At 43.5% G+C, this 17,286-nt stretch carries 17 protein-coding genes; 15 read left to right on the forward strand and 2 right to left on the reverse strand.

The window, feature by feature from the left end:
* Positions 1–60: 60 nt before the first annotated feature.
* The 10 genes from ES896_RS10825 (at position 61) to ES896_RS10870 (ending at position 9,380) form a co-directional block, all read left to right on the forward strand.
* On the forward strand, positions 61–507 hold the full coding sequence (locus ES896_RS10825) for a hypothetical protein (RefSeq protein WP_135226794.1): 447 nt from the start codon (positions 61–63) through the stop codon (positions 505–507).
* On the forward strand, positions 504–1,535 hold the full coding sequence (locus ES896_RS10830) for an alcohol dehydrogenase catalytic domain-containing protein (RefSeq protein ID WP_017367078.1): 1,032 nt from the start codon (positions 504–506) through the stop codon (positions 1,533–1,535). Before ES896_RS10825 ends, ES896_RS10830 begins: the two co-directional genes overlap by 4 nt.
* A gap of 180 nt (positions 1,536–1,715) precedes the next feature.
* Positions 1,716–2,699 carry a pyruvate dehydrogenase (acetyl-transferring) E1 component subunit alpha gene (gene pdhA, locus ES896_RS10835; RefSeq protein ID WP_041092295.1) on the forward strand — a complete coding sequence of 328 codons (984 nt, stop codon included), beginning with the start codon at positions 1,716–1,718 and terminating at the stop codon, positions 2,697–2,699.
* Positions 2,700–2,730: 31 nt separating this feature from the next.
* Positions 2,731–3,711 carry an alpha-ketoacid dehydrogenase subunit beta gene (locus ES896_RS10840; protein ID WP_026050078.1) on the forward strand — a complete coding sequence of 327 codons (981 nt, stop codon included), beginning with the start codon at positions 2,731–2,733 and terminating at the stop codon, positions 3,709–3,711.
* Positions 3,712–3,729: 18 nt separating this feature from the next.
* Entirely contained in the window at positions 3,730–5,052 is a 1,323-nt protein-coding gene (locus tag ES896_RS10845) for a dihydrolipoamide acetyltransferase family protein (protein ID WP_135226795.1), read from the forward strand.
* A 12-nt stretch (positions 5,053–5,064) separates the two neighbouring features.
* Positions 5,065–6,447 (forward strand): dihydrolipoyl dehydrogenase, encoded by a 1,383-nt coding sequence (gene lpdA / locus ES896_RS10850; protein WP_008346251.1) that lies wholly within the window; start codon positions 5,065–5,067, stop codon positions 6,445–6,447.
* Between the two features lie 31 nt (positions 6,448–6,478).
* On the forward strand, positions 6,479–7,174 hold the full coding sequence (locus ES896_RS10855; RefSeq protein ID WP_052320225.1) for an SDR family NAD(P)-dependent oxidoreductase: 696 nt from the start codon (positions 6,479–6,481) through the stop codon (positions 7,172–7,174).
* Positions 7,152–7,937, forward strand: coding sequence for an SDR family NAD(P)-dependent oxidoreductase (locus tag ES896_RS10860; protein ID WP_008346247.1), 786 nt, complete (start codon positions 7,152–7,154; stop codon positions 7,935–7,937). Before ES896_RS10855 ends, ES896_RS10860 begins: the two co-directional genes overlap by 23 nt.
* A 93-nt stretch (positions 7,938–8,030) precedes the next feature.
* Complete coding sequence (locus tag ES896_RS10865; protein ID WP_017359143.1) at positions 8,031–8,987, forward strand: sugar-binding transcriptional regulator; 957 nt, start codon at positions 8,031–8,033, stop codon at positions 8,985–8,987.
* A gap of 63 nt (positions 8,988–9,050) precedes the next feature.
* A complete protein-coding gene (locus ES896_RS10870) occupies positions 9,051–9,380 on the forward strand; it encodes a hypothetical protein (RefSeq protein WP_008358910.1) in 330 nt (109 codons plus the stop codon).
* Positions 9,381–9,393: 13 nt separating this feature from the next.
* Here ES896_RS10870 and ES896_RS10875 read toward each other — a convergent pair whose 3' ends face one another.
* Positions 9,394–10,719 (reverse strand): APC family permease, encoded by a 1,326-nt coding sequence (locus tag ES896_RS10875; protein WP_019743458.1) that lies wholly within the window; start codon positions 10,717–10,719, stop codon positions 9,394–9,396.
* Positions 10,720–11,048: 329 nt separating this feature from the next.
* On the opposite strand from ES896_RS10875, the gene ES896_RS10880 reads away from it, so the two are divergent.
* A complete protein-coding gene (locus ES896_RS10880) occupies positions 11,049–11,999 on the forward strand; it encodes a ring-cleaving dioxygenase (protein WP_017359141.1) in 951 nt (316 codons plus the stop codon).
* Between the two features lie 42 nt (positions 12,000–12,041).
* Here ES896_RS10880 and ES896_RS10885 read toward each other — a convergent pair whose 3' ends face one another.
* Entirely contained in the window at positions 12,042–13,361 is a 1,320-nt protein-coding gene (locus ES896_RS10885; protein ID WP_056704871.1) for a S1C family serine protease, read from the reverse strand.
* Between the two features lie 169 nt (positions 13,362–13,530).
* Here ES896_RS10885 and proG point away from each other — a divergent pair, with 169 nt between their 5' ends.
* The 4 genes from proG to ES896_RS10905 all read left to right on the forward strand — a co-directional run bounded on the left by proG (position 13,531) and on the right by ES896_RS10905 (position 17,282).
* Positions 13,531–14,355 carry a pyrroline-5-carboxylate reductase ProG gene (gene proG / locus ES896_RS10890; RefSeq protein WP_135226796.1) on the forward strand — a complete coding sequence of 275 codons (825 nt, stop codon included), beginning with the start codon at positions 13,531–13,533 and terminating at the stop codon, positions 14,353–14,355.
* A gap of 189 nt (positions 14,356–14,544) precedes the next feature.
* Positions 14,545–15,369: a M55 family metallopeptidase gene (locus tag ES896_RS10895; RefSeq protein ID WP_008346235.1), complete on the forward strand. Its 825-nt coding sequence runs from the start codon at positions 14,545–14,547 to the stop codon at positions 15,367–15,369.
* Between the two features lie 18 nt (positions 15,370–15,387).
* The gene (locus ES896_RS10900; RefSeq protein ID WP_008346233.1) at positions 15,388–16,323 is read left to right on the forward strand and encodes an ABC transporter permease; all 936 of its coding nucleotides are present in this window, start codon (positions 15,388–15,390) and stop codon (positions 16,321–16,323) included.
* Positions 16,320–17,282, forward strand: coding sequence for an ABC transporter permease (locus tag ES896_RS10905; protein ID WP_008346230.1), 963 nt, complete (start codon positions 16,320–16,322; stop codon positions 17,280–17,282). The genes ES896_RS10900 and ES896_RS10905 overlap by 4 nt, the downstream gene beginning before the upstream one ends.
* Positions 17,283–17,286: the final 4 nt, after the last annotated feature.

The raw sequence follows: 17,286 nt of genomic DNA on the forward strand, positions 1-17,286 counted from the left end.
GATGATTGCGTGGAGGAGCTGCGAAAGCTCCTTCCATGTCATTTGAAAGGAGGAGCTCTCATGCAGCAGCATGCTTATAGCCGAACGTCTGCCATGTTTTCTATTTTCCTTCCGGCCTTGTTAATATGTGTGTTTTTTTTCTGGTCTCTTTATACGTTGATGTCGGCAGGACCTGAGCCATTAGCTGTGTTAGGTGTCTATACGCTGCCTATCCTTATGCTTTCTAGCATCACTGGCCTGAATCAGCCAACGAATATCATGATTAGTGAAGATGAGCTGAAAATAGGTGCTTTTGGCAGGTGGCACACATATGCCGTGTCCGATATTAAAGGAACATTGTTTTTAAAACCATATCCTCATATCGGGAAAGTATATGTCAGAGTGGGACCTGCGCGAATATTTGGCGGACGCTACTGGATCTCAAGTGAGATGAGTGAGTACAAGCAGCTCGTTCAATCCTTGCAGAGTCTTGCGACATGTGATGAAAAGGAGGATGCGGCTAAATGAAATCAGCTGTCTTTTATTCTTCAGAGGACATTCGTTACGAGGAGCGGAAGCGGCCAGCCATTGGTGATGATGAAGTATTATTAAAAATGCGTGCCTGCGGGTTATGCGGGACGGATATTTATAAAGCGACACATGAGACGGTACCTCCTGGCACAGTGCTAGGGCATGAAATCGCTGGTGACATTATCGAAACAGGCCGTCACGTCACACATGTTCAAACGGGAGACAGGGTGTATGTAGCGCATCATGTCCCTTGTTTCACTTGTGACTTTTGTCAAAGAGGATTTTATACAATGTGCCCGCAATTTGCAGCCACAAATGTAGAGCCGGGCGGTTTTTCGGAATATATTCGTGTTCCTGCTTTACATGTGAAGCATACAATGGGCAAGCTCCCACATGACGTCTCATATGAACAAGGAGCGATGGTCGAACCGGTTGCCTGCTGTCTTCACGGCTTTGAAAGGGCGCCCGTTCATCCTGGAGATTCGGTCTTGATTCTTGGAGCGGGGCAAATAGGCTGCATTCAATTACAGCTTGCCAAATATTATTTGGCTGGAAAAGTGATGATCACAGACGTAAATGAGAACAGGCTCCTTCAAGCAAGAAATCTTGGGGCGGACGTCGCTTTTCATCCAGCATCTGAGCCAGTAGAAAACCGCGTCATGAAAGAAACAGATGGAAAGGGAGCGGATCTTGTCATTATTTCTGTGGGGAGCAGTGCGCTTTTAAAAGAAGCATTTCAAGCTGTTGCAAGAGGCGGAACGATTTTGGTCTTTGCTCACTTTCCGAAAGGGGATGTCTCCATTCCAGCAGAACGTTTTTTCCATGATGAAGTGAAAGTAGTCGGAGCTTATTCGTCGCATCCATACCATTATCGTGAAGCGCTAGAGCTCTTAAAAGCAAAGGTCGTTCATACAGAAAAAATGGTGACGCATCGATATCCATTAAGTCAGCTTCGTCAGGCGATAGAATGCGCTAGGCATCCAGAAGGTGAAAGCGTCAAAATCATGATGTATCCAGATGAATGAGAATGTACGAGATGGAGAGAAAGAGAAGGTCTTTGGAAAAGGGCTTTGCCTTTCTCTTTTTTTCTGAAAAAAGATGAAAACGCTTAAAAAATAAACGGAAATACTTGACTTCAATGAGAGTTAAACGTATGATAATTACAAATGTAACATATAAGAACAAATGTAAAGGGGAGAGAAGAAATGCAAAAACAAATCACTTTGCCTGAACAGATTAGTCATGAGAAATTAGCAGATTTATATAAACAAATGTGGTTAGTAAGATATTTTGATGAAAAGGTCGATCAATTCTTTGCTAAAGGATTAATCCATGGAACGACCCATTTATGTGTTGGACAGGAAGCATCGGCTGTTGGGTCTATTGCTGTGTTAAAGGATGAAGATAAGATTGTCAGTACACACCGCGGACATGGTCACTGTATTGCAAAAGGTGCAGAGGTCAATAAAATGATGGCTGAACTATTCGGACGTGAAACAGGTTACTGCAAAGGAAAAGGCGGTTCCATGCATATTGCCGACTTAGAAAAAGGAAACCTTGGGGCAAATGGAATTGTTGGCGGCGGTATTCCGCTTGCAACTGGTGCGGCGCTCACGTCCAAGATGAAAAAGGAAGGCTTTGTGGTCCTTTGTTTCTTCGGAGACGGCGCTACAAATGAAGGCAGCTTCCATGAAGCGCTGAATCTTGCTTCCATTTGGGATTTACCTGTTGTGTTTATTTGTGAAAACAACCAATACGGCATGTCTGGTCCTGTGAAAGAAATGATCAACATTGAAGACATCTCAACAAGAGCCAAAAGCTACGGAATGCCAGGGAAAACAGTTGATGGAAATGACATGGTTGAAATCATGAATACAGTAGATGAAGCGGTAAGCCGTGCAAGAGCTGGAGAAGGGCCATCACTCATTGAAATGAAAACGTATCGCTGGAAGGGTCACTCAAAGAGTGATGCGAAAAAATACCGTACACGTGAAGAAGAGACAGAATGGAGACAAAAAGACGGAATTAAACGCTTTAAGTCACTCTTAATGGAGCTAGATGTTCTGACAGAAGAACAGGCTGCTCGTTTACAAGAAGAAGCGAAGCAAGAGATCGAGGCATCTGTTGAATTTGCGAAAAATAGTAAAGAACCATCAATTGACACACTATTAGAGGATGTATACGCCTAATTAGGAGGGGAATCACGTGACAAACACGACAGTGAGAGAGATTTCATATTTAGAAGCCGTTCGAGAAGCAATGAGTCAGGAAATGAGAAAAAATCAAGATGTCTTCATTTTAGGTGAAGATATCGGCGTATACGGTGGCGCATTTGGTGTCACGCGCGGGATGATCGAGGAATTCGGTCCAGAACGCGTCCGCAATACGCCGATTTCAGAGGCTGCCATCGCAGGAGGCGCAGTCGGAGCGGCTTTGACAGGGATGCGTCCGATTTTAGAACTACAATTCTCTGACTTTATTACAATTGCAATGGATCAGCTTGTAAACCAAGCAGCGAAAACACGTTACATGTTTGGCGGAAAAGGGAAAGTGCCGCTTGTTGTCAGAACACCAGCAGGTTCCGGGACAGGTGCCGCAGCGCAGCACTCCCAAAGCTTAGAAGCGTGGATGGCTCATATTCCTGGACTAAAGGTGGTTCAGCCTTCAACAGCTTATGATGCAAAAGGACTTTTAAAAGCAGCAATGGATGATGACAACCCTGTCATTTTCTATGAACACAAGCTTTTATATAAAACAATTGGTGAAGTACCAGAAGAGCAGTACTCGATTCCTTTAGGGAAAGCGGATGTGAAGAGAAGCGGAAAGGACGTCACAATTGTCGCAACAGCCATTATGGTGCACAAAGCGCTCGAAGCAGCGAAGGAACTAGAAGCGGAAGGAATCGATGTCGAGATCATTGATCCGAGAACGCTCGTCCCATTAGATGAAGAAACCATTATTGAATCTGTGAAAAAAACAGGCAAATGTATCGTTGTGCATGAGGCAGTGAAACGAGGCGGCTACGGCGGAGAGATTGCGAGTATGATAGCGGAAAGTGAAGCCTTCGACTATTTAGATGCACCTATTAAACGACTTGGCGGTCTTGCCGTTCCAATACCGTACAACCCAACGCTGGAAAAAGCAGTCATTCCACAAGTGCCAGATATTATTGAAGCAGCAAAAGAGCTCGTGCGCTCTTAAGTAAAGGGGGAGAAGATCATGCCAAAAGAGATATTTATGCCGAAGCTAAGCAGTACGATGGAGATCGGTACCTTGCTTCAATGGTTTAAAGAAGAAGGAGATTCGGTTGAAATCGGTGAGCCTCTATTTGAGATTATGACAGACAAAATCAATATCGAGGTTGAAGCCTATGATGATGGCGTTTTTCTAAAGAAATATTACGAAGCAGATGATCAGATTCCAGTCAATGCTGTCATTGGATATATCGGAGAGGCAAATGAGCAGGTACCGAGCGAGCCGCCAGCGCAGTCAGATGAAGCATCTTCTGAAGACAGCGGAACGTCATCACCATCTGAACCATCTGTTTCGACTGACGTTGAACCAACGGTGAATGAGAAAGTACGCGCAACACCTGCAGCGAGAAAAACGGCAAAAGATCACCAAGTAGCCATTCACGAAGTATCTGGTACAGGACCAAAAGGCAGAATTCAAAAACGGGATGTCGAAGCGGCCCTTCATACGAACGAGGAAGGCCAGCGCATATCACCACTTGCAGGAAAAGTGGCTGCTCGTGAAGGGATCGACTTAGCGAATGTTGCTGGTTCTGGCGTCCACGGAAAAATCATGAAGAGTGACGTAAAAGCAGCAGGCGCACAAAAGGCAGAGGCTGCTCCAGTGAGAACACAAAAACTAGCCGGGATGAGAAAAGTGATCGCAGATCGCATGTCACAAAGTGCCTTTACAGCACCGCACGTCACATTAACAAGTGAAATTGATATGACAAAAGCAAAAGAAGTGCGCAAACAGCTGCTCCCAGCGATTGAAAAAGAGACAGGCTACAGATTGTCGTTTACAGAAATCATCATCCATGCGGTCAGCAGTGTCCTCACGCGCCATCCGCAAATCAATATGACGTTTGAACAAAATGAGCTCCATTTCCATGAGGATGTGCACATTGGTCTTGCGGTTGCTGTGAAAGACGGCTTAATGGTTCCGGTCATCTCTCATGCAAATCAAAAAGGGCTGAAACAGCTCACAAAAGAAGCAAAAGAAATTGGTCGAAATGCTCGCGATCAAAAGCTGCTACCAGACCAGTTGAAAGGGTCTACATTTACCATTAGTAACTTAGGGATGTATGCCATTGACACGTTTACCCCAATTATTAATCAGCCGGAAGTGGCGATTTTAGGTGTTGGACGCATTCAAGAAAAACCTGTAGTGATCGATGGAGAAATTCAGGTGCGGCCAATGATGGGCGTCAGTTTATCATTTGATCATCGAGTGGTAGATGGTGCACCAGCAGCAGCCTTTTTAACAGACCTTAAAAAAGTGCTTGAACAACCATTTGAATTGCTAATGTAGGAGATGAATCGGATGACAAAAACGTATGATCTGACAGTCATTGGCGGAGGGCCTGGCGGATATACTGCCGCCCTTCAAGCCGCTGAACGTGGACACAAGGTTGCATTGATTGAAGAGGATTTTCTAGGGGGGACTTGTTTAAATCGAGGCTGTATCCCTTCAAAGACACTGCTCAAACATGCAGAAGTCATTGAATCCATTGAGAAAGCAAAAAGCTGGGGAATCGAAACAGGTGAGATGGTTCTTTCTTTCGATAAAATGAGAAAACGTAAAGATGATGTCATCGAAAAACTCAGGGGCGGAATCGCCTTTTTATTAAAGCAAGGAAAGATTGATGTATATAACGGCAGAGGGACAGCTGTGACAAAAAATCGCATTGACATTGAAAAACAAGATGGGTCAGAAACGATTGAAACAAAAGAGCTGATCATTGCCACTGGCTCATCACCTGCTATTCCGCCTATTCCAGGGCTCAAAGAGATTCAATTTGACACAAGTGATACGATCTTTGACATCCCAGATATTCCTGCATCTGTCGTCATCATTGGTGGAGGTGTAATTGGTCTTGAGCTGGCCTGTATCTTCCAGAGTCTCCAATCAAAAGTCACCATTATAGAAGCCGCTCCGTCGATTATTCCGCAGGAAGATGAAGAAGCGTCGAAATTACTAGAAAAAGAATTGAAGAAAAAAGGCATCCATATCGCAAAGAAAACGACGGTGACAGAGGTAACAGAAAGCGAAGGAGTCAAAGCGATTCATGCGACAGACGATAAAGGAGAGACGCACATCTTTACGGCTGAAAGACTGTTAGTTTGTGTCGGAAGAAGACCAAATGTATCTGCTGTCAGTCAGCTCGATCTTCAGCTGGATGGCCCTTTTATTAAAGTAAACGACGAGATGAAGACAAGTGCTGAAGGTGTATATGCAATTGGCGATGTAGCCGGCGGCTATCAGCTCGCTCATGCGGCGATGGCAGAGGCAGCCGTTGCAGTTAGCAATATATGCGGCGAGCCTGAAAGAATGAATCACGACATCGTTCCTAGATGTATTTATACATTGCCAGAGGTAGCGAGTGTTGGACTGACTGAGAAAGAGGCAAAAGCCAAAGGGCTAAACGTGCGGGCAGAGCGATTTGATTTAGCTGCAAGCGGAAAAGCGTTGGCAGCAGGTGTTCAAACAGGTTTTATTAAACTCGTGTACGATACCGTTTATGGTGAAGTCATTGGCGCTACAATGGTTGGTCCGCATGTAACGGAGATGATATCAGAGGCTTCCTCATTTATGTATTTAGAAGGAACAGCTGAAGAGATGGCCAAAATGATTCACCCGCATCCTACCATCTCAGAAGGCTTTTATGAAGCAGCTCTTGATATTGTGAGTAAGCTGAGAAAATAAATGCCAAACAAGGGATAGGGAGGAGATCCGTGTGCACGTCCAGCTTCATCAGAAAGTGGCACTTGTGACAGATAGCACAGATGGATTTGGAGAAGCCATCTGCCTGGCTTTGGCCCGGGCAGGTGCACATGTTTTCATACACGCTTTTCGTGATGAATCAAAAGCAAAGTCGATTAGCAAAGACATTGAAAAATTAGGCGGCCAATCAACTGTTGTCATCAATCCGCTTGAGACACCGCGTGATGCTACGCTTATGCTAAGACAAGTCATCGATACATGCGGCAAGCTTGATATTTTAGTCAATCAAGCCGAGCAAAAAGCAGATGGGGGGATTGATGACGTAAGTCCTGAGATATGGGTCGATGAAGTGGAAAGATCCGTAAATACAGTCTTTCTTTCCAGTCAAGCCGCTGTGTGGCATATGGTGGATCAGAAGCAGGGCTGCATTATTAATATTTCCTCATCAGGGAGCATAACAGGTGACGGTGGGATCTCACATGCTACATCAAATAGTATGTTGAATGCCATGACAAAAGGATTAGCGCGCGAATTTAAAGACAAAGGCATTCGGGTATTGGCTCTACTTCCGCCGCCTCTCCATTTGCTTCCTGACAAAGAGCAAATCAAGGAGACGGTGGCTCATATGACGGTTTTCTTAAGTACATCGTACGGTGCATTTACAGATGGAGCAGCGATTATGCTTGATGGGGGTGAGAGCGCTGGCTAATCAACAAAAACCAGTTCTCATCGTAGGTGGTGCCCAAGGGATCGGCAAAGAAATTGCTCAGCGTTTTTTAAAAGAAGGGCATCGTGTAGCTGTGTCAGATATAGATGAACAGGGACTTTCGCTTTTAAAACAACAGCATCCTCAGCTGCTGACGTTCCAAGCTGATGTTTCATCGTGGGAAAGTGTTCAGCAGATGACGTCAGCAGCTGAAAGGGAGCTGGGTGGCATTGGGCATCTTGTCTATTCAGCAGGAATGACGAAATCCCTTCCTTTTTTAGAAGTTGATTTTTCACTTTGGAAAAAAACACTGGCTGTGAATCTATATGGTCTTTTCTACTGTATCAAAGCATTAGCACCCTATCTATGTGAGCGGAAAGAAGGCAGCGTCGTCATTATTGGATCAGGATCTGCGATAACAGGCTCTGGCGGCGGCATCCAGTATTACGCGTCAAAAGCCGGGGCATTTGGTCTCATGCGTTCGCTTGTAAAGGAATTGGGTTCCCATCATGTCCGCATCAATGTCATTGCACCACGCGTCATTGAATCTCAGATGCTTGATACGCTCTATCCGACTGAGCTTGAGAAAAGTCAGCTTCGATCACTTATTCCTATCGGGAGATTAGGAAAACCAGAAGATATTGCTGGAGTCACTTTATTTCTCGCAAGTGACGAGGGAAGCTATTTGCACGGACAGATACTCTTATTAGATGGCGGGAGAACGTATCAGCCTAAATATAGCGAGGGAAAAAGAGCGGAGAGTTGATCGCTCTTTTTGTCATTTTCATAACAATTGTTCCAATTAGAAACGAATGTTTGGTATACTGGTAATCATAGTATATTAAAAGGATGATGTCACATGCTGAATTGGGAAGAAAGACGACAGCTCGTCAAGGTTGCTCATCTTTATTATACAGACGGGTGGACGCAGCAGGAGATTGCAAAAAAACTCAATGTCTCAAGACCAGTCATTTCAAAGCTCTTACAAAAAGCAAAAGATGTGGGAATCGTTGAAGTGTACATTAAAGACGAAAGTATTCATACAGTGGAACTTGAAAAACAGCTGGAAACGACCTTTCAATTAACGGATGCTGTCGTTGTTCCAAGTGTCGGGACAATGTCTGAGATGGTCAAACGGGCAGTCGGTCAAGCGGGCGCCTATTATCTTTCTAAAAACATGAAAGGCGCTGAGAAAATCGGTATTTCATGGGGGACCACACTTGCCGAGCTAGTGAAGGAATATCCATTTGAACGAAGAAACGATGTCAAAGTCATTCCTTTAGAGGGTGGAATGGGCAGGCAGGCGGTCGACATTCACGCGAATCAGCTGGCGTATGAGCTGGCAAAGAAAATGAATGGTACGTGCTCCTATTTATATGCACCTGCGATCTTAGAAACAGAAGAATTAAAAGAGCGGCTGATGGCGATGCAGGACATAGAAGCTGTGCTTGAAGAAGGCAGAAATGTTGATATTGCCCTCATCGGTATTGGGAATCCGCATAAAGGCTCTACATTAAAAACAGTCGGTTATTTAAAAGAAGAAGATTTGTCTGGTTTAAGGCAATCAGGAGCTGTTGGTGATATTGGTTTTCGTTTCTTTGACGGGGAAGGGAAACCAGTCCAAGATGAGCTGAACCAAAAGGTGATTGGATTATCGTTAGAACAATTAAAGAACGTGAAAAAAGTCATCGCAGTTGTGGAAGGAACCCATAAGGCTGAAAGTATTTTAGGGGCCTTAAACGGCGGCTTTATTCAGGTGCTCGTCACCGATGAATTGACTGCGGCAGCTATTTTAAAGGAAGCATCTGTCCAATAAACAGCTGACAGCCATCGTATTGTATAAAAAGAGCAACATCAAACGAGAAAGGAGCTGTGTATCTTGAAGAAAACCGAAATGGAAGCAAACCTACACTGTACTCGGTGCCAAGAAGAGACCCTCCACAGCATCGTTTATGTGAATGATCAGATGAAAAGCGTTGAGTGTACAGAGTGTCATCAGAAGATCAGTGTGCAAGTCGACATTATGAAGGAATTTTACAAAGAAGTATATGAAAAAATTGCCACAAAGCCGAAGCGGATGACGCAGGAGTATAAGGCGAATCTGAATGGATTTATTTCAAGACTCCCAATCCGAGTTTTAAGTAAGCCATACCGGCTGATGAGATATTTAAACGAATCTTATAAGGTCATTAAGCAATATAAAAAATAAAGCAGAGGCTGTCTTAGCGCTCTGCTTTATTTTGTGTTTTTTTCATGTAGTAATAAATCGGCAGTCCGGCAATGCCGATCAGCATGGAGATCAGGCAGCTTTGCCAATCGGTGATCATGGTGCTGATTAAGACAAAGAAAGAACCGATAATCGCAATGATCGGTGTGAGCGGGTAAAGTGGTACGCTATAAGCGCGCTTCATTCCCTTGTTTTGTTTTCTTAGCTTAAAGACAGCGAAAAAGGCCATCACATAAAAGATGTAAATCATGAAAATCGAAACCTCTGACAGCTTCTCGGGATTACTGACGATCATAAACACAATGGCAATCAAAATCTGTACAAATACAGCGATCCAAGGTGTTTGAAAAGTAGGATGAATGCGTGAAATGGCTTTGGCAAATGGAATTTGTTTTCGTTCTGCCATCGCAAAAATGACACGCGGGAACGAAAGAACCTTTCCATTCAAACAGCCAAAGATACTAATGATGATTCCGATACTAATAATTTTACCGCCAATGGGACCAAAGAGCATTGTAGCAGCTGTGCTTGTGGCATTTTCACCTAGTTGAACGATTTGATCAGCTGGTAACACATGCAAAAGGGCGATGTTAATAAAGAGATAACATGCTGTGACAATTAAAATACCGCCTGCCATCGCGCGAGGAAGCAGTTTCTCTGGATTTTTCATTTCACCGCCAAGCGCTGCAAGCAAAATCCAGCCATCATAGGCGAATAATGTCGCCAAAATTGCTGCGCCGAAGTTCATTTGTGCGATACTCTCATTGACGGCTGTGAAAATATGTTCATTTCCTTTCCATAAGCCAAACACAATAATTGCTGCAATTGGAACAAGCTTTCCAATCGTAGTCAGCCCTTGGACAAAACCGCCGTATTTCGTTCCCATGATGTTGATCACACATAAAAAAAGAACGGTGATAATGCCAATGGTTGTAGCCCATATAGATGAAAGAGAAAATAAATTAGCTAATAATGAACCAAAATAAAGACCAAGAGCACCAATAATCGCTGGCCCGTAAATAATAATTTGCACCCAGCCACATAAGTAGCCCCAAAATTCACCGTATACTTCTTCAAGATAGGCATATAAACCGCCAGTACGTGGGATTTGTGTACCAATTTCAGCGACTGTGAGTCCGCCTGCAAGGGTTAAGATCCCGCCTAACAGCCATGCGAATAAGGCGATGCCTGAGCTTCCTGAATAAGAAAGGACGTTGCCAGGCTTCATAAAAACGCCAGATCCAATAATTGTTCCGATGACAAGAGATAGGGCAAAAAATAAGCCGATGTCTTGTTTTAACGCTGGTTGTTCTTTGTTCATTACACACGACCTCCTGCATCACTTTCATACGTTACTGTGACATGTATTTTGTTTATTGTAATACGATTTTAGGAAAACAAGAATTAAAAAAATTTTCTGATTTTCGTATTTGTATTTAAAAGTGTTCGTTTATTGGAGATATTAGGATGAATGTTATCTTAAAAGCGAACAATACAAGAATATTTTTGATGTAATGTTAATTTAATAGGCGAAAGCCGAACATCCAATAAAGATGCAGCCGAATGGTTGACTTTTCTTCTAAAATGACCTATTTTATTCATAAGGATATTATCTTGAATTCGAGATATTTTATAATAGGAGTGAACACAATGAAAATAAATGGGATTCACCACGTATCAGCACTAACAGCAAATGCTCAGAAAAACGTTGATTTCTACCGCCAAATCCTTGGCTTAAAACTGGTAAAAAAAACAGTTAATCAAGATGATCCATCGATGTATCATCTATTTTATGGAGATGAGGTCGCCTCACCTGGTACAGAGCTGACGTTTTTTGAAATACCGATGCTCGCCCGCCGGCTGGACGGAACAAATGCGATCTCACGCACAGGTCTGATTGTCACTTCAGAAGAGGCACTCACTTTTTGGGAAAAGCGCTTTGAAGAAAAAGGTGTAAAGAAAGAAACAGCTTCTTTAAGAGGTGGCAGACCTGCCTTGAAATTTACAGATCCAGAAGGACAGCAGCTGTTTTTGACTGTAGAACCAAGCGTGCAAGATGAAGCGAAGCCGCCAGTGCATGATGAGATTCCTGCTGATTTTGCGATCAGAGGTTTGGGGCCAGTAGAATTAACAGTCGCAGAAGCAGATAAAACGATCAGTGTGTTAACGAGTATTCTTGGTTTCACAGAAAAAGCACGTGAACAATCAAATGATGGGGAAATCGTGACGATTTTTGAATCAGGACAAGGCGGAGCTGGAACAGAGATTCATGTCATTGAAAAAGCAGAAGGACCTGTTGAGCGATCTGGCAGAGGGAGTGTTCATCACGTAGCCTTTCGTGTAGCGGACGCAGAAGAGCTTGAAAAATGGCATGATAAAATAGCCAAAGCCGGTTTCACCAACTCTGGTGTTGTAGAACGTTTTTATTTTAAAGCCTTATATTTTAGAGAGCCAAACGGCATTTTGTTTGAAATCTCAACAGATGGTCCGGGATTCACAGTGGATGAAAGCGTGGATGAACTTGGTGATCAATTAGCACTTCCACCATTTTTAGAGCACAAACGAGCAGAAATTGAACAAAGATTGGTCCCAATCAAGTGAACATGAAAAAAGCAGCTCATAAAAATTGAGCTGCTTTTTTCGTTAAGAGCTGACTTGCTTTGATTCAGATTGTGTTAATGTCACTTGTTTTGTTTCTTCTGTTCCATTACGAACGAGTGTGATGCTGATGGTATCTCCTACTTTTGCATTCGTGTAAAGCTCGTGGCGTAATTCACTGCCGGTTGTCACTTTTTTGCCATTGATGGCGGTGATGACATCCTCTGCCTTTAATCCAGCTTTGGCAGCAGGTGAGCCAGCAGCGATTTCTTTTACGTACACGCCTTTATCGAGCTGACTGCTTGTCAGTCCAAGCGTTTCCTTCTGATAAGCATCTGGTACTTGTTCGAGATCCAGCATGCTGATACCGATATAAGGTCGTTCGATTTTTCCTTTTGTGAGAAGCTGATCTGCAATTGGTTTGACATCATTGATTGGGAGCGCAAACCCGATACCTTCCACACCTGTTTCAGAAATTTTCATACTGGTGATCCCCACAACCTTTCCGTCTGTTGTTAAAAGCGGTCCACCGCTGTTACCTGGGTTAATGGCGGCATCTGTTTGAATGACATTAATACTGCTTTCGCCAGCTGATGTATCCATAGACACTGTTCGATCGACACCGCTGACAATTCCTTGTGTCACTGTTCTTGATAAATCTTCACCAAGCGGATTTCCGATTGCAATGACGGTTTCTCCCGCACGAAGGGATGAGGAGTCTCCAAGTTCAGCGACTTTTGTAACGCCGCTGCTGCTAATTTCCACGACAGCAAGATCAGTCAGCGGGTCAGAACCGACTACTTTTCCTTCCACCGTCTTGCCATTATGCAAGGAGACTGTTAATTTATTTGCTCCTTCAATCACATGGTTGTTTGTTAATACATAGGCTTTACTGCCGGATTTTTTGAAAATAACCCCTGATCCGGTACCGCTTTCTTGCTCTTGACTGCTGCTGTTTTGATTTTGCTGTGATCCATCAAAAGGTGTGTTCATATTACCAAAATCTGTGGTTGTTTGACTTTGTGTTTGATAGTTTGTAATGCCGACGATGGCTGGTGATACGTTTTCGACCATACTGGAAATACTGCTGGTCGAATTGGATGTTTGTGACGCTGTTGTTTTTGACGAATTTGTACTTGTATCATTTGTCGATACAGCGGCTGTTTTCGTTGACGAATCAGTTGAATGATTTTCTGAATGCTGAGCATATGGAGTCAGAACGTAAACACCTAACGCTAACGTACCGCCTACAACCCCGCTGACAAATGGCTTTAGCCAGCCACTTGGCTTCTTCTGCTGTTTTTTCGGCTGTTCAATTGTTTGTAATTCATAAGAAGTGTGTTTTTCATCTTTGTGTTGTGTCATTAAGATCACTCTCTTTCATCGATTTTTACATGTATGTGTTCAAGATGTTTGACTGTATGTGGTGGATACTGACTTTATCGTAAGAAAAAAGTGTGGGATAAAAATGAAAACATTGTGGGAAATTGTTAAAATAAGTAGTGAATCTAAGCAAAATAGAGGAGATTAAACTGTGGAGACTATTGGAATCATTGGATATGGAAGCATGGCAGATATGATGGTACAAAAATGGCTGGACAAAGGAGTACTTCATGCCAGTCAGTTTATGATCCATACAAGAAGTGAAACGGAGCGGCTGCAACAGCTGAAAGAGAAGAACCAGCATGTCAACATTTGCTCTTTAGATGACATCTCTGCATCATGTGATGTCGTGTTTGTTTGTGTACCACCGCTTGCTGTACTTGATGTCTTAGATCAGCTGAGCCCCGCAAAGACATCTCTTCATATCGTATCAGTGGCAGCGGCTGTCACGTTAGACAAATTAATGCAACATACGAATCAGCCGGTTTCTAGATACATTCCCACTTTGACATCAGCCGTAGGGACGGGTGTATCCCTTGTGGCGCATGGTGAAACCACTGGACAGGAGGCACAAGAACGACTCCACCGCCTGCTTTCAGCTTTTAGTATCGTCAGGGAAGTAGAAGAGGACCGGTTTGATGCGGCGAGTAATTTGACAAGCTCTTCTCCGGGCTTTATTGGAGCAATCTTTGAAGAAATGGCGAGAGCCGCTGTTCGGAATAGTGAGCTTTCTTTAGAAGAAGCCTATGAATTTTTAACATATGCGCTGCTCGGTACAGGACAAGTTCTTGTTGAACACGGACTGACATTTGCTGAAACGGTGAACAGGGTCGCAACAAAAGGCGGGATTACAGGAGAAGGCGCTGCAGTCATCCAGCAGCAGGCACCGCAAATGTTCGATGACTTGTTTACACAAACGATGAAAAAATATGCGCAGCTAAAATCGCAAATCGATGAAGCAGACAAACACCACTAAAGACATAGCTAGTGGTGTTTTTTCTGTAAAATAAATCCTTTCGCATCAATGCTTTTGACCTGTATTACCTGAGTCTAATTTCCTTATTTTCAGACATTGTATTGAAAAATCAATCAAGTTCTCATATAATTTTTTAGAAAATTTAGAAAAATATACACAAATTTTAAGTTTAATTAAAGGGGGATGGGGATGAAGCTCTATTTATCAGTCGATATGGAGGGAATTACTGGTCTAGCTGATCATACATTTGTTGATAGCCGCCAGCACAATTATGAGCGCGGGAGAAAAATCATGACAGGTGAAGTGAACGCCTGTGTAGAAGCTCTTCTTACACATGGGGCGACCGATATTTTAGTGAATGATAGCCATTCTAAAATGAATAATCTGTTGATTGAAGAATTGCATGAGGAAGCATCTCTCATATCAGGTGATGTAAAGCCTTATTCAATGGTTCAAGGATTAGATCAAACGTATGATGCCGCTGTTTTTTTAGGCTATCATGCAAGGGCATCAATGAAAGGTGTGATGTCTCACAGTATGATTTTTGGTGTCAGACATTTTTACATAAATGATCATCCGATTGGTGAAATGGGCTTTAATGCGTATGTCGCAGGCTATTATGGTGTTCCGGTCATTCTTGTATGCGGAGACGATCAAGCGGCACTTGAAGCAGAAAAGTTAATGCCTGGCGTGAAAACAGTGGCGGTGAAAGAAACCATTTCAAGATCTGCTGTGAAATGCTTAACACCAGCGAAAGTGAGCACCCTCATCTCTCAGCAAGTGGAAGCTGCCATGAAACAAATTCATCAAATGAAGCCGCTCACGCCTCCTGAGCAGCCAGTGCTGAAAATCGAGTTTGCCAATTATGGACAAGCTGAATGGGCGAATTTAATGCCGGGTACGGCCATCATTGAAGGGACAACAACGGTGACGTACCAAGCGGAGAATATATTAGAAGCCTACCAAGCGATGCTTGTCATGACAGAGCTTGCCGCACGTACAACATTTTGTTAAGCGAGGGGGAGACAGCAGATGGCCAGCTTTTTGCTCAAGCGTTTGATTGCGATGATTGCCACGATTTTAACGATTACGACGTTAACGTTTATTTTAATGAAGGTCATCCCAGGATCGCCCTTCAATGAAGAACGAAATACAAACGAAACTGTCCAGCGAAACCTCGAAAGCTACTATCACTTAGACGAACCACTCTATGTTCAATATATGATCTATTTAAAATCCATCGTTACTTTTGATTTTGGTCCTTCCATTAAAAAGCCTTCTGAAAGTGTCAATGATTTATTGGCGAGAGGTTTTCCAGTCTCATTAGAACTTGGTCTTATCTCTATTTTGATTGCTGTCATCTCCGGTATCTTGCTCGGAATCATGGCTGCCCTCCGGCATAATGGCTTGATTGATTATATCGCCATGACGATTGCTGTTTTCGGTATATCCATACCAAACTTTATCTTTGCTACCTTATTAATTCAGCAGCTTGCTGTGAATGTAAAGCTCTTTCCTACAGCGATGTGGACAAGTCCAATGCATATGGTGCTTCCTACCATTGCACTGGCGGTAGGTCCAATGGCGATCATTGCCCGGTTAACGAGATCGAGCATGATTGAAGTGCTGTCGCAGGACTATATTCGAACTGCAAAAGCGAAAGGACTTTCCCCTTATAAAATTGTGTTTAAACATGCCCTGCGGAATGCACTTTTACCTGTTGTCACGATCCTTGGCACGCTTGTCGCAAGTATTTTAACAGGCAGTTTTGTGATTGAAAAAATATTTGCGATCCCTGGAATGGGAAAATACTTTGTCGAGAGTATTAATAACCGTGACTATCCTGTCATCATGGGAACCACTGTTTTTTACAGCATCATCTTAATTACCCTTCTTTTCATTGTAGATGTGACATATCGTCTGCTTGATCCAAGGATCCAGCTGCATCAGAAAGGAGGAAAGGCATGAGCATACACCTTCAGCATGATCAAATGAATCAAGCGCATGAAGTGCCAGATGAATGGTTTGCTCCTAAAGAACAAAAGACATCTGAAGTCCATGCCATTAAAAGACCCTCACTTTCGTATTGGGCAGATACTTGGCGACGGTTAAAACAAAATAAACTCGCTATGTTTAGTTTATCGGTGCTGATTTTTCTTTTCGTCATGGCTGTATTAGGTCCACTCCTTGCGCCGAATAGTGTGACAGAACAGCGGCTTTCCATGCAAAACTTGCCGCCGTCAGCTGCTCACTGGTTTGGAACAGATGAGCTTGGACGTGATGTGTTTACACGTACTTGGTATGGCGCACGCATTTCGTTATTTGTGGGCGTGATGGCCGCTCTCATTGATTTTGCGATCGGTGTCATCTATGGCGGTATTGCAGGATATAAGGGCGGGAAGTATGACCATGTCATGATGCGGATCGTCGAGGTGCTTTACGGTCTGCCGTATTTACTTGTCGTCATTTTATTGATGGTTCTGATGGGGCCTGGGCTTGTCACTATTATTGTGGCGCTCACTGTCACAGGCTGGATCGGGATGGCAAGAATCGTGAGAGGTCAAGTCCTTCAGCTGAAAAGCCAAGAATATGTCCTTGCCTCGAAAACCTTTGGCGCAAAAAGTTTGCGCATCATCCGCAGAAATTTACTGCCGAATACGATGGGACCGATTATTGTCCAGATGACGCTGACTGTACCGACAGCGATTTTTGCTGAAGCATTCTTAAGTTTTCTCGGTTTAGGGATTCAAGCGCCGTTTGCAAGCTGGGGTGTGATGGCCAATGATGCCTTGCCGACAGTGCTGTCAGATAATGGTCACTGGTGGCGTTTATTCTTTCCGGCATTTTTTATTTCGCTGACGATGTTTTGTTTTAATAATTTAGGTGATGGCTTGCAAGATGCGCTTGATCCAAAGATGAAGAGGTGATGGC

Origin of the sequence: Bacillus sp. 005/A4HT-01/001, from assembly GCF_004634445.1 — a bacterium.
GTDB classification, from domain to species: Bacteria; Bacillota; Bacilli; order Bacillales; family Bacillaceae; genus Bacillus; species Bacillus altitudinis.